Below are 20362 nucleotides of genomic sequence, written 5' to 3'. Positions count from 1 at the left end.
GGGGTACCGATGCAGGCCGACGCGCCGGAAGGCATATCCGCACCGCGACGCGGACGCCGGACCGGCAGGACGACGTGCGGCTCCCGCCGGAGCACCGGCCCCAGCCTGCTCGCACCCGGCGCGGCGCACGATCCGTACCGGTTCTACCGGGTCCTGCGCGAGGAGTACCCGCTCAGCTACGACGTGCCCCTGGGCGCCTGGCTGGTCAGCCGGTACGCGGACGTGGCCACGGCACTCACCGACCCCCGGTTCGCCGGACTCCCGCACGACACCGCACCCCGTGGCGGCCCCGCCCCGCTCGGCCTCTGCCACGGCAGCCCCCTCTGCGCCCCCCGTCGGCCGCACGCAGCCGCAGCCGGATCAGTGCCACGTCACATCCCGGACCCCGGCCCGGTACCACCTCACATGGCAGCGCGGATCGAGAGAACCGCGTACGTCCTCGCACGCCGGATCGCGGGACGCCAACAGGCGGACCTCGTCGAGGAGTTCTGTCGCTGGCTGCCAGTCGGCGCCACCCCCGGGGCGAGCCCCCGGCCGCACCGGCTGCCCGGTAGCGGGACAGGCACCGCCGCCACACCCTGCACCCGGCACACCGGCCTGCGCGAGAGGGCGCTCGCCTCCTTCCTCGCCAATGTGCTGGACGCCCCCGACCTCCTCGCCGCGCTGAGTATCGAACCGGCCCTGGCCGACCGGGCCTGGACCGAGTCGCTGCGCCGCGACCCGCCGGTCCAGGTGGTGCTGCGCCGCACCGTCACCGAGGTCGCCCTCAGCGGCGGCACACTGCCCGCCGGGGCGGACGTCGCCTGCCTGATCGGCTCGGCCGGCCGCGACCCGCAACGGTTCGCCGCACCCGACGTCTTCGACCCCTTCCGCCGCGACCAGGGCCGGTCCCTCACCGGTCCCGCGTCGTGCCCGGCCGTCCTGCTCGGCCGGCTGGAGGCCCGTCAGGGGCTGCTCGCGCTGCTCGACGCGATGCCCCGGCTCCGCTGGGCGGACGGATTCCGCCCGGCCGGTTCCGGGCTGCTCACCCGCGGTCCGCGGGCCCTGCTCGTCCGGCCCGGCTGAGCAACGCCACCGGCCGTCCGGCGAAGAGCTCGGCGAGCGCGACCGAGCCCCCGGCGAACTCGCGCCCGGGTGTCAGCAGATCGGTCCACGGCCCGTCGTCCGGAAGCGTCAGTTCCGTGTCGTGCCAGCCGCCCGACTCCGCCAGCCGCAACGACAGCCTGGTCACGGCGGTGACCACCTCGCCCGAGCGGCAGAACGCCAGGCAGTGCGCGGCCGCCGGACCACAGGCGCTCAGCGGGGCGTACGTACCGGACTCGCCGAACACCTCCGGCCGCTCGCGCCGCAGCCGCAGGGCGGCCGCCGTCAGCTCGCGCTTCTCGCCGAGGGCCCCGTCCCCGGGCGGCTCGCGGAACGGCCGCCGGTTGTCCGGGTCGACCAGCGCCACGTACTCCCGTTCCGTGCCCTGGTACAGGTCCGGCACACCCGGCATCGTCAGATGCACCAGCGCCGCCCCCAGCACATTGGCCCGCACATACGGGTCGAGCGTGTTCGCGAACCGCTCCAGGGTCTCGCGCACCGGACCGGAGCCGGCGGCCGGCCCGGCCGCGACAAAGTCCGTCACCGCCCGCTCGTACGCCGGGTCGGCCTCGGTCCAGCTGGTGAAGAGCCCCGCCTCGCGGACCGCCTTCAGCAGCGCCGGCTCCAGCCGCGCCGCCATCTCGCCGTGCGGCAGCTTCGCGCAGCCCACGGCCGTCTGCCAGGCCTGCCAGGCGAGCTGCGCGTCGGGCGCGGTGGCCGGGGTGGTCCGCTCCAGCTCCGTCAGCAGCCCGGACCACGATTCCGGGCACTCCGTCAGCACCGCGATTCTGGCCCGCACATCGGCGCTGCGCTTGGTGTCATGGGTGGTCAGCACCGTGCCGGTGGCCGGCCGGTCGCGGGCCAGCCGGGCACAGAACGCGTGGAACTCCTCCGGCGCCACCGCGGGCTGCCCGGGGTCACCACCCACCTCGTTGGCCGAGACCAACGGCACGTACCGGTAGAACGCCATGTCCTCGACCGACTTGGCGCGCAACGCGGAGGCGGTCTGGGCGAACCGGGCACAGAACGCGGCCTGTTCCGGCCCCTCGCCCAGCCGTCCCAGCGCCAGCTCCCGGACCACGTCGACGGCCGAGGCCTCCTCCGCGACGGCGAACATCGCCTTCGCGTCCCGCACGACCGCATCCGGCAGCGTCTGCTCGGCCGTAGCCGTGCAAGGCCCGCCGGCCGTCGCGTACGGGCGGTAGACCGGTACCCGCACGAGCAGTTCGTGCACCGCCGCGTGCAGCGTCCACGGGGCGTGGTCGCGCAGTGCGGGGTCGTCCGCGCAGATCCGTACGGCGAGCCGGGTCAGCAGTTCGGTCTCGGCGGCCAGTTCGTGCGTCACCACCCGGTACGCTGCGCGGCGCACGGTCGCCGTCCAGTTGCCGCCGCGGTCGCCGGCGGGGCCCGCGTACTCCCGGTAGCGGCCGACCAGCTCCGCTGCGCCCATCGGGTCGACGAACAGGCCGTCGACGCGGTGCAGCACGTCGTAGCCGGTCGTCCCCGCGACGGCCCAGTCCGCGGGCAGTGGTTCGCCGCCGGTGAGGATCTTTTCCACCACCGTCCACCGGCCGCCGGTCGCCGCAGAGAGCCGCTCCAGGTAGGCCGCGGGGTCGGCCAGCCCGTCGGGGTGGTCGATGCGCAACCCGTCGACGACACCGTCCCGGATCAGTTCAAGGATCTTTCCGTGGGTGGCGGCGAAGACCTCGGGGTCCTCCACCCGCACCCCGATGAGCTCCGAGATGGTGAAGAAGCGCCGGTAGTTCAGCTCGGTACGGGCCAGCCGCCACCAGCCGAGCCGGTAGTGCTGGGCGTCCAGCAGCTCGGGCAGCGGCAGGCCGGCGGTGCCGGTCCGCAGCGGGAACTCCTGCTCGCCGTAGCGCAGCACATCGCCGTCCGCCCGGAGCCTGCCGATCTCGTCGCCGATCCGCCCGCCGAGCACCGGCAGCAGCACCTTGCCGCCGCCCGCCGCCCAGTCGATGTCGAACCATCGGGCGTACGGGGAGCCGGGGCCCTCGCGCAGCACCTCCCGCAGCGCGTGGTTGTGGCGGGGGACGGCGGCCATGTGGTTCGGCACGATGTCCACGATCAGCCCGAGACCGTGCCCGCGCGCCGTGCGGGCCAGTTCCCGCAGCCCCTCCTCACCGCCGAGCTCGGCGCGGACCCGGCCGTGGTCGACGACGTCGTAGCCGTGCCGGGAGCCGGGCACGGCTTCGAGGACCGGGGACAGGTGAAGATGGGAGACGCCGAGCGAGGCGAGATACGGCACGGCATGTCCGGCGGCCGAGAACGGGAAGTCGGGCTGGAGCTGGAGCCGGTAGGTGGCGGTGGGCGTCATGCGGACGTTCGTACCCGGCCTGGTGGCTTCTGTGTCACGGAACGCCGCAAAGGGCTCGACCGGCGGTGTCCCCGGCCGCTCGGACACGCCCTACGCGGGCCGCTGCAGCACCGCCATGCTGCGTCCGACCAGCGTCACCCGATCGCCCGCCGCCACCTTCGGGCCCGAGCCGGGCATGACCCCGACCGGGCGGGCCGTGTCGACCACCACCAGCCACTGCCGGCCGTGGTTCACCGGGACGCAGAAGTCCAGCGTCTCGGCGCTCGCGTTGAACATCAGCAGGAACGAGTCGTCGGAGATCCGCTCGCCGCGCGGCCCCGGTTCCGAGATCGCGTGTCCGTTGAGGAAGACCGTCAGCGCCTTGGCGTGCGCGGCCTGCCAGTCCCGCTGTGTCATCTCGCGGCCCTCCGGGGTGAACCACGCGATGTCCGAGAGCTCGTCGTGGGTGCCCTCGACCGGACGGCCGTGGAAGAACCGGCGGCGCCGGAAGACCGGATGGTCGCGGCGGAGCCACACCATCGCGCGGGTGAACTCCAGCAGACTGCTGCCGGGGCCGCTCGCCCCGTCCCGGCCGGCCTCGTCCGCGTCGTCCGCCGCGGCCCCGGCCGGGTCCGGCCAGTGCACCCACGACAACTCGTTGTCCTGGCAGTACGCGTTGTTGTTGCCCCGTTGCGTACGCGCGAACTCGTCGCCGTGGCTCAGCATCGGCACGCCCTGCGACAGCATCAGCGTGGCGACGAAGTTCCGCATCTGCCGCATCCGCAGATCGAGGACCTCCGGCCGGTCGGTGTCCCCCTCCACGCCGCAGTTCCACGACCGGTTGTGGCTCTCGCCGTCCCGGTTGCCCTCGCCGTTGGCCTCGTTGTGCTTGTCATTGTACGAGACCAGGTCGTGCAGCGTGAAGCCGTCGTGACAGGTGGTGAAGTTGATCGAGGCGAGCGGCCGCCTGCCGTCGTCCTGGTACAGGTCCGACGACCCGGTCAGCCGTCCCGCGAACTCGGCGAGGGTCCGGGGCTCGCCCCGCCACAGGTCCCGCACGGTGTCCCGGTACTTGCCGTTCCACTCGGTCCACAGCGGCGGGAAGTTCCCCACCTGATAGCCGCCCTCTCCCACGTCCCACGGCTCGGCGATCAGCTTCACCTGGCTGACCACCGGGTCCTGCTGCACCAGGTCGAAGAACGACGACAGCCGGTCCACCTCGTGGAACTGCCGGGCCAGGGTGGCCGCCAGATCGAAGCGGAAGCCGTCCACATGCATCTCCGTGACCCAGTACCGCAGCGAGTCCATGATCAGCTGGAGCACGTGCGGCGACCGCATCAGCAGGGAGTTCCCGGTCCCCGTGGTGTCCGTGTAGTACCGCTGGTCGTCCGCCAGTCGGTAGTACGAGGCGTTGTCCAGGCCCCGGAAGGAGAGCGTCGGACCGAGGTGGCTGCCCTCCGCCGTGTGGTTGTAGACCACGTCGAGGATCACCTCGATGCCGGCCTGGTGCAGCGCCCGCACGACCTGCTTGAACTCCAGTACCTGCTCGCCGCGGTCGCCCCAGGAGGCGTAGGCGTTGTGCGGGGCGAAGAAACCGATGGTGTTGTAGCCCCAGTAGTTGGCCAGCCCCGCGTCGGCCAGCCGGTGGTCCTGGACGAACTGGTGAACCGGCATCAGTTCGATCGCCGTGACGCCCAGTTCCGTCAGATGGGCGATCACCTCCGGATGGGCCAGCCCCGCGTAGGTTCCGCGCAGCTCCTTCGGCAGCCCCGGGTGGAGCATCGTCAGACCCTTCACATGGGCCTCGTAGATCACCGTGCGGTGGTAGTCCGTACGGGGCCGCCGGTCGTCGCCCCAGTCGAAGTACGGGTTGACCACGACCGAGGTCATGGTGTGCGGCGCCGAGTCGAGGTCGTTGCGCGCGTCGGGCCGGCCGAACGGGTAGCCGTACACCGCCTCGCCCCACCGGATCTGCCCGGCGACGGCACGGGCGTACGGGTCGAGCAGCAGTTTGGCCGAATTGCAGCGGGCGCCGCGCTCCGGTTCGTACGGCCCGTGCACCCTGAATCCGTACCGCTGACCGGGCATCACACCGGGCAGATAGGCATGGCGGACAAAGGCGTCGGTCTCCCTGAGCTCCACCGCCGTCTCGGAACCGTCGTCGTGCAGCAGGCACAACTCGATGCGTCTGGCGGCCTCCGAGAAGACCGCGAAGTTGGTCCCGGCGCCGTCGTACGTGGCACCGAGGGGATACGCCTGTCCCGGCCAGACCTGCATAGGTTCGACTCTTCCACTTCTGATCCCGGTGCCTGGAGCTTGCGGACACGCCCCGGGCCCTGTCCGGCCCCGATCCTCCGGACAGGCCCTTGCGCCAGATCTTCCCCGAAACAGGTGCGCCTACCTAGGACGTCACGCGGTCCGGTCAACATCGGGCCTCTCCGTGTCGCCCGGAACCGGGGTCCGGACCCCCGGCCCCGGCTCCCGCCCGGTACCGGGTTCCGGAAGGGGGTCTCAATCACTATGAATCCCCTCACTACGGCAGATCTCGCCGCTGGGAACATCCCTGCGTCATGGGGGAGTTGACGAAGCAGCATCTGCATCCGGCTGCATCGCCTCCCGCTCCCGGAGTACCCTTCCTTGATCGTTGGTGGGGGAGTGGAAGGCGGTGCGCGGGTGAGCTCGGGAGGCTTCGAGCTGCCCCCAGGTGACCCAGGTCACGAGGGGGAATCCACCGATGTCCCGCCAGGGGCGGTTTCACTTGCGCAGCCCATGGAGATCGGCGCGGAACTGGACTGGGGGGCGGACGTCTGGAGCGAGGTGCGTACGCGCGCGCAGCGGGCCGGGCGGGCCTACATCTGGCTGAATCTCGTGGAGCAGCGGCTGCGTGCCGTGGTCGCCGCGGTGCTCCGGCCCGTCTACGAGCCGGTGCACGGCGAGGACTGGGTGGTCGCCGCCGCCGGCCCCGCCGGGCAGGAGTGGGTGCAGCGCGCCGTCGCGGTGCGCGAGGTCTCGCGCCGCAAGGGCTATCTGCTGGACCCGGCCGACGACAACGTCCTCAGCTTCCTCACGCTGCCTCAGCTGCGTGAGCTGATGGTCCAGCACTGGCCGTGCTTCGAGGCGTACTTCGACGACCGGCGCGAGGTGGAGCTGGCGCTCGACGAGCTGGAGGTCGCCCGCAACGTGGTCTCCCGCAACCGCGCCCTGAACGAGGCGGTCCTCGCCCAGGCCGAGCGCGCCTCCGCCCGGCTCCTGGAGATCCTGGGCAGCGGCGCGGCGGTCCCCTCGGCCGACCGGCTCCCGGTCGACGCCGTCGAGGAGCTGGTCGGCGACCGGTACGCGGACGTGGTCTCCGTCCACTCCGACCGGGTGCGGCTCCAGCGGCAGCTGCCGGCCGAGGATCTCTTCGGCGGCTCGCGCCGGCTCGACGCGATCGGCATAGGACTCAATCTGCTGGTGCAGAACTTCTCCGGCCGCAGGCTCGTCCGGCTCGCCGAGTCGGGCTGCCGGGTGCGGCTGCTCTTCATCAACCCGGCGAGCAGCGCGGTCAAGCGCCGGGAGCGGGAGCTGGGCCTGAAGAAGGGCGAGCTGAGCCGGTCGGTGGAGATGAACATCCTCCATATGCGCCGGGTCCGCTCCAAGCTCCGCGACCCGGGCGCCTTCGAGATCCATGTGTTCGACGAGACCCCGCGCTTCACGGCCTATCTGGTGGACGGCGACGGGACGGACGCGGTGGGGGTCGTCCAGACCTATCTGCGGCGCGCACGCGGGATGGAGGCGCCCGTGCTGGTGCTGCGTGGCGGCGGGCGTGCCGTGGTCCGGGCGGGGCAGGACAACGAGCACGGGCTGTTCGAGACGTACCGCGAGGAATTCGAGTCCGTGTGGGCGGACTCCCGGCCCGTCTCCTGAGGGGCCGCGACCGCGTTGTCAGTGGTGCGTGCGAGGGTGGTCGTCACCTGGGGGAGAGCACCACGAAGGAGGTACGGGATGAGCTGGCACCGGGAGGCGCTGGTCGGCTTCGACCTGGAGACGACCGGTACGGATCCGCTGGAGGCCCGGATCGTGACGGCCGCGGTCGTCGGCGTCGACGGCAGGGACGGGGAGCCGGTGCGGCAGCGCACCTGGCTGGCGGATCCGGGCATCCGGATTCCCGAGCAGGCCTCGGCGATCCACGGCATCAGCAGCGAGCGGGCGGCGGCGGAGGGCCGGCCGGTGCGTGAGGTGGCCGACGAGATCGCCGGGACGCTCACGGAGTACTGGCGGCGGGGCGTGCCGGTCGTCGCGTACAACGCGGCCTTCGATCTGACGCTGCTCACGGCGGAGTTGCAGCGGCACGGGCTGCCGTCGCTGAGCGACCGGCTCGACGGGGCGGGGATCGGGCCGGTCATCGACCCGTACACCATCGACCGGGCCGTGGACCGCTACCGCAAGGGCAAGCGCAACCTGGAGGCGGTCTGCGTCGAGTACGGCGTGGTGCACGGCGGAGCCCATGACGCGGGGGCGGACGCGCTGGCCGCGGTCCGGGTGGCGTACGCCATAGCCGAGCGGCACGGCTCGGTCGCCGGGCTGAACGCCGCCGAGCTGCACGAGCGCCAGGTGGAGTGGTACGCGCAATGGGCGGCGGACTTCCAGCAGTTCCTGCGCCGCAAGGGCACCGCCGACGCGGTGGTCGACGGCCACTGGCCGCTGCGGGAGCCGGCCCCGGTGGCCGCCGGCTGACGGTCCGGCCCCGCGGCCGGGTTCAGGGGGCAGCGCTCAGAACGGATACCACCGCACGGCCGTGTCGCCGTCACGCAGCGAGGCCACCCGGCGGCGGAATTCGGTGAGGGCCTTCGGGTTGACCGGGGCGTGCTGGGACACCCAGGCACAGCTGGCCGTCTCCCGGGCCCCGCGAAGCACCGCGCAGCCCTCCCACTCGCGGACGTCCCAGCCGTACGCGGCGGTGAAGGCGTCGTACGCCTCGGGCGCCAGACCGTAGCGGTCCCGGGACAGTGCGAGCACCACCAGGTCGTGCTCGCGCAGATCCGAGGAGAAGGTCTCCAGATCGACCAGCACCGGCCCGTCCGGACTGACATGGACGTTGCGGGGCAGCGCGTCGCCGTGGATCGGCCCCGGCGGCAGATGCGGGACCAGTGCGGCGGCCGCCGTCGTGAAACCGTCGCGGCGCTCGCGAAGATAGTCGGCGTCGGCCGGGTCGATCGCGTCGCCCGCGAGCCGCAGCCAGCGTTCGACGCCGCCCAGCAGCTCACGGCGCGGCAGACCGAGGCCGTCCGGGGCGGGGAGCGCGTGCACCAGGGTGAGCAGCTGCGCCAGGTCCCGCGGCTCGGCGGGGCGCACGGCGTCGGGCAGCCGGTGCCAGAGGGTCACCGGGTGGCCCTCCACCAGGCGCGCCGTGCTCTCGGCGGCCCGCACGGCGGGTACGCCCGAGTCGGCCAGCCACCGGGCGACGGCCACCTCGCGTTCGGCCCGGTCCCGTAGTTCCGGGTGCCGCACGGCGTCCCGGCCGACCTTGACCACCAGGTCGCCGACGGCGAACACCGCGTTCTCACCCAGCGCGAGCAGCTCCGCACCGCCGGACAGTCCGGCAGCGGTCAGCACCTCACGCGCGCGCATCTCGTTCATGGCTCCGATTTTCGCATCCGTGCAGGTTGCCTTGACGAACCGACGGCCCGTCAGCACGATGACGGAGGCCACCTGAGCGGCCAGAACGGTATGAAACCGATCGAATGACGCAAGGGGGCAGATTCGTGACATTGGCGAGTGCAACCGTACGTACCGAGAGACACGGCCCGCCCGGCTCCCCGCAGGACAAGCGGCCCAGGCCGTCCGGCCGGAGCGCCGGAGCCTGGTTCCTGGTGCTGCCCGCGCTGATCCCGATCCTCATCCTGAGCGTCGGCCCCCTGCTCTACGGCATCGCGCTGGCCTTCACCGACGCCCAGTCCGGCCGCACCCGCTCCACCCAGTGGGTGGGCGGGCTGAACTTCCAGGACCTGCTCCACGACACCCTTTTCTGGGACTCGTTCCGGATCGGCCTGGTGTGGGCGTTCGGCGTCACCGTGCCCCAGTTCGTACTGGCCCTCGGCCTCGCCCTGCTGCTCAACCAGAATCTGCGGATGCGCTGGCTGGCGCGGGCGCTGGCGATCATTCCGTGGGCGATGCCCGAGGTGGTCGTGGGCCTCATGTGGCGGCTCGTCTACCACCCGGACGCGGGCTTCCTCAACGAGACCATCCGCGATCTCGGCCTCGGCGACGGCCGGGACTGGCTCACCGGACTCGCCACCGCCCTGCCCGCCGTGATCGTCGTGGGCGTCTGGGCGGGCATGCCCCAGACCACTGTCGCCCTGCTCGCCGGAGTGCAGAACACCCCGCAGGAGCTCCACGAGGCGGCCGCGCTGGACGGGGCCGGTGCCTGGCGCCGCTTCCGTACCGTCACCTGGCCCGTGCTCAGACCGGTCGCGCTCGCCATCACCGCGCTCAACTTCATCTGGAACTTCAACTCCTTCGCGCTGGTCTACGTACTGACCAACGGCGGGCCCGGCGGGCGCACCCGGCTGCCGATGCTCTTCGCGTACGAGGAGGCCTTCCACTACGGACAGTTCGGATACGCCGCTGCGATGGGCTGTGTGATGGTCGCGGTGATCTCCGTGATCCTCGCGGTGTATCTCGCCGGCCGGCTCGGGGGAGGCGAGGACCGATGAGCATGCGCACCAGCGCAGCCGCACGCGCCGGACAGTACGCCGCGCTGCTCGGCTATCTCGTCTTCCTGGCGTTCCCGTTCCTCTGGCTGGTCTCCACCGCCTTCAAACCGGCGCGTGAACTCGGCTCCCTGCACCCCACCTGGATCCCCGACCAGCCGACGCTCGACAACTTCCGCAAGGCCTTCGACGAGCAGCCGCTGCTCCAGGCCGCCGCCAATTCGCTGGTCGCCGCGGTCTGCGCCGCCCTCATCGCGGTCGTCGTCGCCACGCCCCTGGCGTACGTGATGGCCCGCCGCCGCTCCAGGCTCTCGACGGCGGCCACCGGTTGGGTGGTGATCAGCCAGGCGTTCCCGCTCGTCCTGCTGATCATCCCGCTCTTCCTGATCCTGAAGAACCTCCGTCTGATCAACACCCTGTGGGGGCTGATCATGGTGTACGTCGTCTGGGCGCTGCCCTTCGCGCTCTGGATGCTGGCCGGATACGTGCGGGCCGTGCCCGTCGAGCTGGAGGAGGCCGCCTCGGTCGACGGGGCGGGCCGGGTACGGACCCTCGTCTCCGTCACGGCTCCACTGCTGGCCCCCGGCATCGTCGCCACCGCGCTCTTCGCCTTCATCACCGCGTGGAACGAGCTCTTCTTCGCGCTCGTCCTGCTCAAGACCCCGGAGAAGCAGACCTTGCCGGTCGTACTGACCCACTTCATCGGTGCGGAGGGCGCGGCCGATCTCGGGCCGCTCGCCGCCGCCGCGTTCCTCGCCACCCTCCCCTCGCTGGTGATCTTCGCGGTCATCCAGCGGCGGATCACGGGCGGCATGCTGGCCGGGGCGGTGAAGAGCTGATGCGGGCATCCCTGCGGACGGCGGCCGCCGCCACGGCCACCGTGCTGGCCCTGCTGCTCACCGGCTGCGCCGGGACGGACGACGACCGGGGCGAAAGCGGGCGGATCGAGCTCAGCTTCCAGTCGCTGGCCTGGCAGAAGGAGTCCGTCGAGGCCAACAGACAGCTGGTGAAGGAGTGGAACGAGGCCCATCCGGACATCCATGTCAGCTACGTCCAGGGCAGCTGGGACACCGTCCACGACCAGCTGCTGACCTCCTTCGAGGGCGACGAGGCCCCGGACATCATCCACGACGCATCCGACGACCTGGCCGACTTCGCCCACAGCGGCTACCTCGCGGACCTGCGCGGGCTCCTCCCGGGCCGGCTGACCGCCGACATCCCGCAGCAGAGCTGGTCCACCACCACCTTCGGCGACGGCGTCTACGGTGTGCCGTTCCTCCAGGAACCCCGCGTCCTGATCGCCAGCACCAAGATCCTCACCGAGTCCGGGGTTCGCGTCCCGACCCCCGACGAGCCTTGGAGCTGGGCCGAGTTCCGGCAGATCACCGAGGAGCTGACGGGCAAGGGGCGGTACGGCGTCGCCTGGCCGCTCAAGGAGCCGGTCTCCGTCACCCTCAACCTCGGACTCTCCGGCGGCGGGCAGCTCTTCCACCGTGGCGCCGACGGCAGGGTGACCATCCGCGCGGGGGAGGGCGACCAGGTCGTCCCCGGCACCATCCGCGACCAGGTCAACACCGACCACAGCGCTGCGCGCACCGCACTCGGCATGGGTGGCTCCGACACCCTGCCCGGGTTCTTCGGCGGCAAGTACGCAATGGTGCCGCTGGGCTTCTCGTACCGCCAGCAGGTCGTCGAGCAGGCACCCGAGGGCTTCGAGTGGACGGTCCTGCCGGCCCCCGCGGGCAGTGCGGGCCTCGCCCAGGGCGTGAGCCCGCAGACGCTGTCCGTCTCGGAGGCCAGCCCGCACAAGAGGGAGGCCGCGCAGTTCATCGACTTCCTGCTCCGGCCGGCGAACATGGTGCGCCTGGCCAAGGGCGACTGGATGCTTCCGACCGGCACCGCGGCCCTCGCCGACCCGTCCCTTCACACCGCCGAGAACGGCTGGGCGACCGGTGTCGCCGTCGCGAAGGCGCTGCGGCCGGCGCCCGCCCAGTCGGTGCGCGGCTACCCGGAGTGGAAGGACAAGGTCGCCACGCCCGCCCTCCAGGAGTACTACAGCGGGGCCATCGGGGCACAGGAGCTGAGGAAGCGTCTGGTCGACGACGGGAACCGGGTCCTGGCCCGCTATCAGCGCCGAGGCGCTCTCGCGGACGGTGCGGCGGCGGACGGCTCTTCAACGCTTCCGCCGCCGTGCCGGACAGGTTGGTTCGGAGAGCCGATCGGTGTCCACCGGACCGCCGCGAAGATGCCGCTCGCCGGGCCGATGCGGGTCTGCGAGGTCCGCGTCGTCCGAAGCCGACCTCAACGTGGTCACCACGTGAGAGCTCTGTGAACACGGGAATGGAATCAAGCCGTCGCCCCCGTACGTACAGTCGGGCGCGGTTCGTCTTCCCGCGTGCGAAGTATGCCGGTCGTGCCGCAAGCCCGGTGCGCGCGGCGGATGTTGCGGCGACCGTGCCCGACTTGGGTGCGGCTGGCCGGTTTCTTATTACGTAACTTTGTTGAGTAAGTCACAGCCGCATGAAGGTCTTGATCTGGGCGCGTCAATCGGCGAGGGTTTCGAGCCAGCCCCCGGAGATCTTCCGGCCGGGGGTCAATCCCCCCACAAAGAATGACGAGGAGACCCCTCTTCATGGCAATTCACAAGCGCGCACGCCGGATCAAGCTGACCGCGGCGATAACCGCCGTGGCCGCGGCCGCCGGAGTCACCCTGCTCAACACCTCCCTCGCCGGCGCGGCCCCCGCCCCCGCGATGGGCCTCGTCTACGGCGCGGACGCGGCGAACGCCGTCTCCGGCAGCTACATCGTGATGCTGGACCAGAAGGCCGACAAGGCGAAGCTCGCCAAGGAGTACGGCGGCAAGCTGCAGCGGAACTACAGCTCCGCCATCAACGGCTTCTCCGCCAGCGGCCTTTCGCTCACCGAGGCCAAGCGCCTGGCGGCCGACCCGGCCGTCTCCAAGGTCGTCCAGAACAAGAAGTTCCACATCGACGAGACCCAGGACAACCCGCCGTCCTGGGGGCTGGACCGGATCGACCAGACCGAGACGGCCGGCGACAACGCGTACACCTACCCGGACAGCGCGGGCGAGGGTGTCACCGCGTACGTCATCGACACCGGTGTCCGTACCACGCACAACGAGTTCGAGGGCCGGGCCAGCTCGGGTTACGACGCCGTGGACAACGACGACAGCGCCGACGACGGCAACGGCCACGGCACCCATGTGGCGGGCACCATCGCGGGTGCGACCTACGGCGTCGCCAAGAAGGCCAAGATCGTCGCCGTCCGGGTGCTCGACGACTCCGGCTCGGGCACCACCGAGCAGGTCGTCGCCGGCATCGACTGGGTCACCGAGAACCACGAGGGCCCCTCCGTCGCCAACATGAGCCTCGGCGGCGGCGCGGACGAGGCGCTCGACGCCGCGGTCCAAAAGGCCATCGCCTCCGGTGTCACCTTCGCGGTGGCCGCCGGCAACGAGTCCACCGACGCGAGCGACAGCTCCCCGGCCCGCGTCCCGGAGGCCATCACGGTCGCCTCGTCCACGGTGGACGACGAGCAGTCGTCGTTCTCCAACTACGGCTCGATCGTGGACATCTACGCCCCGGGATCGGACATCACCTCGTCCTGGAACGACAGCGACGACGGCTCCGACACCATCTCCGGCACGTCCATGGCGACCCCCCACGTCGTCGGTGCCGCCGCCGTCTACCTCGCCGGTCACCCGGACGCCACCCCCGAGGAGGTCGCCACGGCGCTGACCGACGGGGCCACCCCCGACGCGATCTCCAACGCGACCGAGGGCACGCCGAACAAGCTGCTGAAGGTCGTCGAGTAACCGTTCCTCAGCCGTGACCGGCCGCCGCGCCCTCCCCCACGGGGCGCGGCGGCCGCATCGTGCGAAGGGATCGTTTTATGGTGTGCCCATGACGATGTACGCGGCGCTGTTGCGCGGGATCAATGTGAGCGGCCACAAGAAGGTCCCGATGGCCGAACTCCGTACGCTGCTCGACGAACTGGGGCACGGAGACGTGCGCACCCACCTGCAGAGCGGCAACGCCGTCTTCAGCAGCGCGTCGGACGACGAGAACGCACTCGCCGCCGAACTGGAGCAGGCCATCGAGAAGCGCTTCGGCTTCCCCGTCCCCTGTCTGGTCCGGGACGGTGCCTACCTGGCGGCAGTTGCGGCGGCCTGCCCGTTCCCGGCCGCCGGACTCGAAGGAAAACAGCTCCACATCACCTACTACGACCAGCCGGTCGACGCCGGCCGCTTCGCCCGGATCGACCCGGCGGCCTTCCTCCCCGAGGCATTCGGCCTCGGTGACCGCGCGCTCTACCTCTACGCCCCCGACGGACTGGGCCGCTCGAAGCTCGCCGAGGCGCTGTCCCGCTCCTCCGTCACCAAGGGCCTCGTCGCCACTTCGCGCAACTGGAACACTGTGGTCAAGCTGGTGGAGATGACGTCATCCACGCAGATCACGGCACCCACGGGGACCACGGCACCCACGCACGACGACGGAGCCTGCACATGACCGAACCGTCGCCCGGCGTGGCCGCCGCGGTCGAGGGCGAGCTGCGCCTCCTGGATCCGGCCGTGCGTGCCTCCGCCGAACTCCTCACCCAGTTGCTGCACCCCGACTACCGCGAGATCGACTACACCGGCCGGGTCTGGGACCGCGACACCATGATCGCCTCGCTCACCGCGGCGGACGCCCCGCGCCCCGGCCCGCTCACCGCGTCCCGGATGAGCGGCGTCCAGCTCGCCGACGACCTCGTCCACCTCACCTACGACACCGAGACGAAGGGGCGCCTCGCCCACCGCAGTTCGGTGTGGCGGCTGACCGACGCGGGCTGGGTGCTCTACTTCAACCAGGCCACACCGTTCGGTGCCACCGACACCGCTCCGGGCGCCGACGGCTGAGCACCGGTCAGCGACGGGCGACGCGCTGCGCCCGAGCCGCCCACCGGCCGTCCGTACGGGAGATCCGCACCGGATGCCCGAAGCAGTCGCTCACCCGGTCCGTGGTCAGTACCTCGTCCGCCGGGCCCGTGGCCACGCACCGGCCGCCCCGCAGCAGCAGCGCGTGCGTGGTGGAGGCGGGCAGCTCCTCCAGGTGATGGGTGACCAGGACGGTTGCCAGCTCGGGGTGTTCCTCCCGCAGCACGTCCAGACTGTCGAGCAGCTGCTCGCGCGCGGCGAGGTCGAGTCCGGTGGCCGGCTCGTCGAGCAGCAGCAGCCGCGGCTGCGGCATCAGGGCGCGGGCGATGAGCGTACGGCCCCGCTCACCCTGCGACAGCGCCGGCCAGCGCGAGCCCGACTTGCCGCCCATGCCGAGCACTTTCAGCAGCCGTTCCGCCCGGTCGAGCTGCTCCTCGCTCACCGACCGGCGCGGCACCGGTTCGACCGAGTTGGTCAGACCGGTCAGCACCACCTCGTGCACCGACAGCGGGGAACGCAGCGGATGACGCGGATCGACATGCCCGAGCAGTGACCGCAGCTCCCGCAGATCGACCCGGCCGAGGGTGCGTCCCAGCACCTCCACCGAACCCCGGGTGGGGTGGTTGACCGCGCCGAGCAGCCCCAGCAGCGTGCTCTTCCCGGCGCCGTTGGCACCGAGCAGCGCCCAGTGCTCGCCGCTGCGTACGGTCAGCGAGACCGAGTCGAGCAGCACATTGCCGTCCCGTACGAGCGAGACGGCGTCGGCCCGGATCACCGGGGCGGCGGCACCCGGCTCGGGAGCGGCGGCCGGGGCGGGGAGGACGGCGGGGGTGATACGGGGGGTGGTCACGGGCGAGTGCTCCTTCACGCGGGTGCGAGCGCCTCCAGGCGGCTCAGGTCCTCGGCGGACAACGGGATCTCCCGGGCCCCCAGGTTCTCCGCCAGATGGGCGGGCGAGCCGGTGCCCGGGGTCGGGCACAGCACGGGGGACCGGTGCAGCAGCCAAGCGAGGGCGATCTGCCCGCGGGTGGCACCGTGCCGGTCGGCGATGCCGGTGAGCGCCGCGGCGGCGTCGCCGGTCAGAGCGCCGTTCGCCAGCGGGAACCAGGGCAGAAAGGCCAGGCCGTGGGCCTCGCACACCTTCAGCACCGCGTCCGACGAACGGTCGAGGAGATTGAAGCGGTTCTGCACCGAGGCGATCCCGGTCAGGGAGAGCGCCTGCTCCAGCTGGTCGGCGGTGAGGGTGTCCAGACCGATGTACCGGATCTTACCTTCCTGCCTCAGCGCATCCAGAGCGCCCAGCTGGTCGGCCATCGGCACCCGGGGGTCCAGCCGGTGCAGCTGGTAGAGGTCGATCCGGTCCGTCCGCAGCCGCCGCAGACTGGCCTCGCACATCGCCCGCAGCTGCTCCGGCCGGCCCGCGATGTGCCAGGCGCTGTCACTGGTGCGCACCACGCCGCCCTTGGTCGCGATCACCAGTTCCTCGCGGTACGGGTGGAGCGCCTCGGCGACCAGCTCCTCGGCCAGCCCCGGACCGTAGTTGTCGGCCGTGTCCACGAGCGTGACGCCCTGCTCGACGGCGGCCCGCAGCACCGCCACGGCGTCCTGCCGTTCACCGCGCGGACCCCAGTAGCCGGGGCCGGTCAGCTGGGCGGTGCCGTAGCCGAGCCGGCGTACGGGCAGTTCGCCGCCGAGCAGGAACACGTCATCGGGAACGGGCGAGAGGGAAGACATGACGAGAACACTAAGTGGTCGGCTCCGGAAGTCCTTCGGGGGTTGACCAGGTTGGCGGCGGGGCGGAGGGTTCTTCTTGTCGGTCGGCGGGCGTGTGTCGGTCGAGCCGGGCCAGCAGATCGTCCAGGCCGGTGGTGGTGAACTTCCACTGGAACGGCTGTGCTTGCGGGCGGTGCAGGCGGGCAAGGCAGCCAACCGATCAGCAGAAGTGGACGGTCGGGCGAGCGCGCGGGAGCCACTCCCTGTGGGTTACGCAGGCGAGGCGACCGCGCTCGGTGGCTTCGGCCTTGCCCGCCTGTGTTCAGCTGATTATTGAGACTCTGAACGTGCCGTGCCTTCGCCTGCCTGCTGGAGTTCAGCGACGATTTCGATGCCGAGCGCGTAGGCCAGCGCGCCCGAGGTGAGCAGTGCGCTCTCGCCGACCCCGACGAGGTCGGCGAGAGCGGCTCCGGCGTGGAGTGCGCCGCAGGCGTGCAGTCGGGCGGGATCTGCCCGGCCGAGAGCCAGCAGTTGCCCGAAGTGGACGAGTTGCTGCACCCGCGCCCGAGCGTCAGGGCGGACAGCGACGCCATCCGCCCGAGGCCGCGCAGCGGATCACGCTGTTGCGCAAGTTTCAGCAGGCCGGCCTGACTTTGACCGAGATCGGCGAGTTCCAGCGGGACCGGCCGCGCAGGCAGGCGGTGATCCGGAGCAAGCTCGGGGAGATCGAGCAACACGTGATCGATCTCGACCATGCCCACCAGCTCATGGCACACGCCCTACTGTGCAGCAAAGCAGACATTCTCCTGCGCGACGTTCCAGCAGCAGATGGCCACCCGGCGTCCGTCCCCATGAGCGGCCGACGGGGCCATGCTGTGACTGCTGGTGGCGAGCAATACTCGATACCGCCGAATACTCTCGAAGCGGAACACTGAGAGTGACTTTTCTGGTCAGCGACTCGGGATACAGCGCGCGCCTTGTACCGGCGGAGATCAGATGTTCCGAAACGTTGGATTCTCAGAGGCCGGACTCTGCGGGACCTGTTCCATTTGTGTGGTGGGCAGTTCGACTCGGACAGTGAGGCCGCCGTCGGGGCGTGGGGTGGCGGTGAGCTCGCCGTGGTGGGTCAGGGTGATCGCCCGGACCACGGCCAGTCCCAGCCCGGTCCCGTCGCTGCGGTGTTCCCGACCGCGCTGGAACGGTTCGAAGAGGGCGGGGATTTCGTCCGGGTCCAATACCGGGCCGGTGTTGCCGACTTCGATGAAGGCAAGGCCGCCGACGGTGCCGGTGATCACCGTCGCCGTGCCGTCGCGGTGGTTGTGCCGCACAGCGTTGGCCAGCAGGTTCAGTGCGATCTGCCGGAGCAGTGAGGGGTCGCCCGTGACCGGGGCGGGCCCCGGGTCGGCGGTGATCCGGATGCCTGCCGTCCGGACCTCGTCGGCCAGGTCCGCCAAGGCGTCCCTGGCGGCATCCTCGAGGTCGACCGGTTGCGGCGTCAGCTGTGCGCTCTCGCCACGTGCCAGTGTCAGCAGTGCCGCGATCAGGTGTTCACTGCGGGCGTTGGCGTCCAGCGCCTGCTGGAAGGCGGGTCTCAGGTCGGCCGGGACCCGGCCTTGCGCGAGTGGGATCTCCAGGGCGGTGCGCTGGAGGGTGAGCGGGGTGCGCAGTTCGTGCGAGGCGTGGGAGGTGAAGCGGCGCTGAGCGGTGAAGCTGCGGTCCAGGCGGTCGAGCATGGTGTCGAAGGTGTCGCCGAGTTCGCGGACCTCGTCGTGCGGGCCGGTCAGGCCGAGCCGTTCGTCCAGGGTGCTGCCGGTACTGATCCGCCGGGCCGCAGCAGTGACCTGGCTGAGGCGGTGCAGTGAGCAGCTGCTGCCCCACCAGGCGAGCAGCCCGGCGAGTGCGGTGAAGACGGCGAGCAACAGCAGGGAGCGCAGCATCAGATCGCTGAGGACGGTGTGCTGAAAGTCTTCGAAGCGCTGAGCGGGACTGGTGAGTGCGGCGGGGATCGAGGGGCCTTGCGGGGTGGCGGTGGGGCTCGGCTCCGTCTGGGCGGGAGCGAGCACACTCGCGGGATCGATGCGGTGGCGATTGTCCTTCAGGAGTTGGCGGGCGCTCAGCCAGTTCAGCAGGAGCAGTCCGCTGCCCAGGACAGCGAAGACCGTCGTGGTCATCAGGGTCAATCGGCTGCGCAGAGGCAGCGCGTGCAGCGAGAGACGGCGACCGGTCCGGGCTCGGCTCACAGCCGGTACCCGTAGCCGGGGTCGTTGGTGATCAGTGGCGGGTCGCCGAGCTTGCGGCGCAGCGAGTGGACGGTGACCCGGACGGCGGTGGTGGCCGGGTCCAGCGCCGCGTCCCACAGGCTGTCCCGCAGCCGCTCGGTGGGGACGGGGGCGCCGTCCGCGGCCAGCAGCAGTTCCAGCACTCCGAGCTCCTTGGGTGTCAGCTTCAGTGGCCGGCCGTCGCGTTCGGCGACCCTGCGCACGGTGTCCAGGTTGACGCCGTGCCTGCTCAGCACGGTGGCGCTGCTGCCGGCAGGGGAGCGGCGGCCCAGCGCGCGCAGCCGGGCGATCAGTTCCAGGTACGAAAAGGGTTTGGCCAGGTAGTCGTCGGCGCCCTGGCCGAGGCCGTCGACCAGGTCGGCGAGGGCACCGGCGGCGGTGAGCATCAGGATTCTGGCCGGGTAGCCGGCTGTGTTCAGGGCCCGGCAGACGGCATCCCCGCTCAGCTTGGGCAGGTGCCGGTCCAGGACCAGGACGTCATACTCGGCGGCGGCCGTCATTTCGAGCGCGCGGGCGCCGTCGTGGGCGACCTCGCAGACCATGCCCTCGGCGCGCAGGCCCTCGGCGAGCATCGCGGCCAGGTCCACCTCGTCCTCGACGATCAGCACTCGCATTCTGTTCCACTCCACTCCACTCGCCGCGCTCTGCGCTGCGCTGTCCTGCCCCGTGCCGGCCTGTCCTGGCCCTCTTGGGCAACGATGCCTCGGCGGGCGTTAGCCGGTGGTTAGGCACGCACTCACCGGTGCGTAACTCGCCGGTCCGTAGAAATGCCGAGGTCGATGTCGAAATCCAGCAGGGAGACCACGAAATGCGTACCAAGGCTGTACGAACCGTACTGGCGGCGACCGCCGTGACCGCGGCGCTCATGATGACCGGCTGCTCCTCCGGCGACGCGGCGCCCAGCGTGGCCGGAGGCGACGGCACGGGAAAGAGCAAGCCGCAGGACGACGACGCGGTCCGGCGGGCCTGGGTGGACTGCATGCACAAGCAGGGGCAGACCAGCGTCGAGCAGGACAAGGACGGCAACATCACCTTCCCGGCCATCGGAACCGGTGTCGAAAGTCCCGGCTCGGCCAATGGCTTCGACGCGTCGAGCAAGGTCTGCGACGCCAAGGTCCCCGGCATCCACCAGGTCCAGCCGAAGGGCAACGAGAAGGTCGTCGAACAGGCGCGCGCCTTTGTCGCGTGTGCGCGGAAGAACGGCTACGCGGACATCCCTGACCCCGACCCCAAGACCGGCATCCTCAAATTCCCGGCGAAATCGCTCAACACCGCCAAATGGGACGCCATCCAGCCAGCCTGCGGCAAGCTCCCGATGCCCGGCTACTCGATCGGTCAGTGA

19 protein-coding genes are annotated in these 20362 nt (G+C 71.2%); 11 read left to right on the top strand and 8 right to left on the bottom strand.

The annotated features are described in order from the left end of the window. Positions 1 to 9 precede the first annotated feature (9 nt). Positions 10 to 1065, top strand: a complete 1056-nt coding sequence (locus IE107_RS13525; RefSeq protein WP_189543983.1) for a cytochrome P450 — start codon at positions 10 to 12, stop codon at positions 1063 to 1065. Here IE107_RS13525 and treY read toward each other — a convergent pair. Next, positions 1025 to 3421 carry a malto-oligosyltrehalose synthase gene (gene treY, locus IE107_RS13520; protein ID WP_189543982.1) on the bottom strand — a complete coding sequence of 799 codons (2397 nt, stop codon included), beginning with the start codon at positions 3419 to 3421 and terminating at the stop codon, positions 1025 to 1027. The genes IE107_RS13525 and treY overlap by 41 nt on opposite strands. A 90-nt stretch (positions 3422 to 3511) precedes the next feature. After that, positions 3512 to 5677, bottom strand: a complete 2166-nt coding sequence (gene glgX / locus IE107_RS13515; protein ID WP_189543981.1) for a glycogen debranching protein GlgX — start codon at positions 5675 to 5677, stop codon at positions 3512 to 3514. Between the two features lie 396 nt (positions 5678 to 6073). Here glgX and IE107_RS13510 point away from each other — a divergent pair, with 396 nt between their 5' ends. Further along, a complete protein-coding gene (locus IE107_RS13510; protein WP_189543980.1) occupies positions 6074 to 7306 on the top strand; it encodes a DUF5919 domain-containing protein in 1233 nt (410 codons plus the stop codon). 78 nt (positions 7307 to 7384) lie between these two features. Further along, positions 7385 to 8116, top strand: a complete 732-nt coding sequence (locus IE107_RS13505) for a 3'-5' exonuclease (protein ID WP_189543979.1) — start codon at positions 7385 to 7387, stop codon at positions 8114 to 8116. A 36-nt stretch (positions 8117 to 8152) separates the two neighbouring features. On the opposite strand, the gene IE107_RS13500 is transcribed toward IE107_RS13505, so the two are convergent. Beyond that, on the bottom strand, positions 8153 to 9019 hold the full coding sequence (locus IE107_RS13500) for a phosphotransferase enzyme family protein (RefSeq protein ID WP_189543978.1): 867 nt from the start codon (positions 9017 to 9019) through the stop codon (positions 8153 to 8155). Between the two features lie 104 nt (positions 9020 to 9123). Between IE107_RS13500 and IE107_RS13495 the strand changes: the two genes are divergently transcribed. The 6 genes from IE107_RS13495 to IE107_RS13470 all read left to right on the top strand — a co-directional run bounded on the left by IE107_RS13495 (position 9124) and on the right by IE107_RS13470 (position 15010). Then, entirely contained in the window at positions 9124 to 10095 is a 972-nt protein-coding gene (locus tag IE107_RS13495) for a carbohydrate ABC transporter permease (protein WP_189543977.1), read from the top strand. After that, entirely contained in the window at positions 10092 to 10931 is an 840-nt protein-coding gene (locus tag IE107_RS13490) for a carbohydrate ABC transporter permease (RefSeq protein WP_189543976.1), read from the top strand. The genes IE107_RS13495 and IE107_RS13490 overlap by 4 nt, the downstream gene beginning before the upstream one ends. After that, positions 10931 to 12424, top strand: coding sequence for an ABC transporter substrate-binding protein (locus tag IE107_RS13485; protein WP_229866895.1), 1494 nt, complete (start codon positions 10931 to 10933; stop codon positions 12422 to 12424). Before IE107_RS13490 ends, IE107_RS13485 begins: the two co-directional genes overlap by 1 nt. A gap of 300 nt (positions 12425 to 12724) precedes the next feature. Further along, entirely contained in the window at positions 12725 to 13927 is a 1203-nt protein-coding gene (locus IE107_RS13480; protein WP_189543975.1) for a S8 family peptidase, read from the top strand. Between the two features lie 88 nt (positions 13928 to 14015). Next, complete coding sequence (locus tag IE107_RS13475) at positions 14016 to 14621, top strand: DUF1697 domain-containing protein (RefSeq protein WP_229866894.1); 606 nt, start codon at positions 14016 to 14018, stop codon at positions 14619 to 14621. Then, complete coding sequence (locus IE107_RS13470) at positions 14618 to 15010, top strand: nuclear transport factor 2 family protein (RefSeq protein ID WP_189543974.1); 393 nt, start codon at positions 14618 to 14620, stop codon at positions 15008 to 15010. Before IE107_RS13475 ends, IE107_RS13470 begins: the two co-directional genes overlap by 4 nt. Positions 15011 to 15017: 7 nt before the next feature. Here IE107_RS13470 and IE107_RS13465 read toward each other — a convergent pair whose 3' ends face one another. The 3 genes from IE107_RS13465 to IE107_RS13455 all read right to left on the bottom strand — a co-directional run bounded on the left by IE107_RS13465 (position 15018) and on the right by IE107_RS13455 (position 17299). Further along, positions 15018 to 15863 (bottom strand): ABC transporter ATP-binding protein, encoded by an 846-nt coding sequence (locus IE107_RS13465; protein WP_189544068.1) that lies wholly within the window; start codon positions 15861 to 15863, stop codon positions 15018 to 15020. 29 nt (positions 15864 to 15892) lie between these two features. After that, the gene (locus IE107_RS13460; RefSeq protein WP_189543973.1) at positions 15893 to 16762 is read right to left on the bottom strand and encodes an aldo/keto reductase; all 870 of its coding nucleotides are present in this window, start codon (positions 16760 to 16762) and stop codon (positions 15893 to 15895) included. 309 nt (positions 16763 to 17071) lie between these two features. Continuing rightward, on the bottom strand, positions 17072 to 17299 hold the full coding sequence (locus IE107_RS13455) for a hypothetical protein (protein ID WP_229866893.1): 228 nt from the start codon (positions 17297 to 17299) through the stop codon (positions 17072 to 17074). 65 nt (positions 17300 to 17364) lie between these two features. On the opposite strand from IE107_RS13455, the gene IE107_RS13450 reads away from it, so the two are divergent. Continuing rightward, the gene (locus tag IE107_RS13450; protein ID WP_189543972.1) at positions 17365 to 17676 is read left to right on the top strand and encodes a hypothetical protein; all 312 of its coding nucleotides are present in this window, start codon (positions 17365 to 17367) and stop codon (positions 17674 to 17676) included. 57 nt (positions 17677 to 17733) lie between these two features. Here IE107_RS13450 and IE107_RS13445 read toward each other — a convergent pair whose 3' ends face one another. Together IE107_RS13445 and IE107_RS13440 are read right to left on the bottom strand one after the other, a co-directional pair. Continuing rightward, on the bottom strand, positions 17734 to 18912 hold the full coding sequence (locus tag IE107_RS13445; RefSeq protein WP_189543971.1) for a sensor histidine kinase: 1179 nt from the start codon (positions 18910 to 18912) through the stop codon (positions 17734 to 17736). A 65-nt stretch (positions 18913 to 18977) separates the two neighbouring features. Continuing rightward, positions 18978 to 19634, bottom strand: a complete 657-nt coding sequence (locus IE107_RS13440; protein WP_189543970.1) for a response regulator transcription factor — start codon at positions 19632 to 19634, stop codon at positions 18978 to 18980. A 194-nt stretch (positions 19635 to 19828) separates the two neighbouring features. On the opposite strand from IE107_RS13440, the gene IE107_RS13435 reads away from it, so the two are divergent. Then, positions 19829 to 20362: a hypothetical protein gene (locus IE107_RS13435; protein ID WP_189543969.1), complete on the top strand. Its 534-nt coding sequence runs from the start codon at positions 19829 to 19831 to the stop codon at positions 20360 to 20362.

Origin of the sequence: Streptomyces gelaticus (genome assembly GCF_014649535.1) — a bacterium.
In the GTDB taxonomy this organism is placed as follows: Bacteria; Actinomycetota; Actinomycetes; order Streptomycetales; family Streptomycetaceae; genus Streptomyces; species Streptomyces gelaticus.
This window is presented reverse-complemented; position numbering and strand designations above follow the sequence as displayed.

Bases quoted from the DNA above. Each gene is read 5' to 3' on its own strand.
- IE107_RS13525 (WP_189543983.1), top strand. From the start codon at position 10: ATGCAGGCCGACGCGCCGGAAGGCATATCCGCACCGCGACGCGGACGC.
- treY (WP_189543982.1), bottom strand. From the start codon at position 3,421: ATGACGCCCACCGCCACCTACCGGCTCCAGCTCCAGCCCGACTTCCCG.
- glgX (WP_189543981.1), bottom strand. From the start codon at position 5,677: ATGCAGGTCTGGCCGGGACAGGCGTATCCCCTCGGTGCCACGTACGAC.
- IE107_RS13505 (WP_189543979.1), top strand. From the start codon at position 7,385: ATGAGCTGGCACCGGGAGGCGCTGGTCGGCTTCGACCTGGAGACGACC.
- IE107_RS13500 (WP_189543978.1), bottom strand. From the start codon at position 9,019: ATGAACGAGATGCGCGCGCGTGAGGTGCTGACCGCTGCCGGACTGTCC.
- IE107_RS13495 (WP_189543977.1), top strand. From the start codon at position 9,124: ATGACGCAAGGGGGCAGATTCGTGACATTGGCGAGTGCAACCGTACGT.
- IE107_RS13490 (WP_189543976.1), top strand. From the start codon at position 10,092: ATGAGCATGCGCACCAGCGCAGCCGCACGCGCCGGACAGTACGCCGCG.
- IE107_RS13485 (WP_229866895.1), top strand. From the start codon at position 10,931: ATGCGGGCATCCCTGCGGACGGCGGCCGCCGCCACGGCCACCGTGCTG.
- IE107_RS13480 (WP_189543975.1), top strand. From the start codon at position 12,725: ATGGCAATTCACAAGCGCGCACGCCGGATCAAGCTGACCGCGGCGATA.
- IE107_RS13475 (WP_229866894.1), top strand. From the start codon at position 14,016: ATGACGATGTACGCGGCGCTGTTGCGCGGGATCAATGTGAGCGGCCAC.
- IE107_RS13470 (WP_189543974.1), top strand. From the start codon at position 14,618: ATGACCGAACCGTCGCCCGGCGTGGCCGCCGCGGTCGAGGGCGAGCTG.
- IE107_RS13460 (WP_189543973.1), bottom strand. From the start codon at position 16,762: ATGTCTTCCCTCTCGCCCGTTCCCGATGACGTGTTCCTGCTCGGCGGC.
- IE107_RS13445 (WP_189543971.1), bottom strand. From the start codon at position 18,912: ATGACCACGACGGTCTTCGCTGTCCTGGGCAGCGGACTGCTCCTGCTG.
- IE107_RS13440 (WP_189543970.1), bottom strand. From the start codon at position 19,634: ATGCGAGTGCTGATCGTCGAGGACGAGGTGGACCTGGCCGCGATGCTC.
- IE107_RS13435 (WP_189543969.1), top strand. From the start codon at position 19,829: ATGCGTACCAAGGCTGTACGAACCGTACTGGCGGCGACCGCCGTGACC.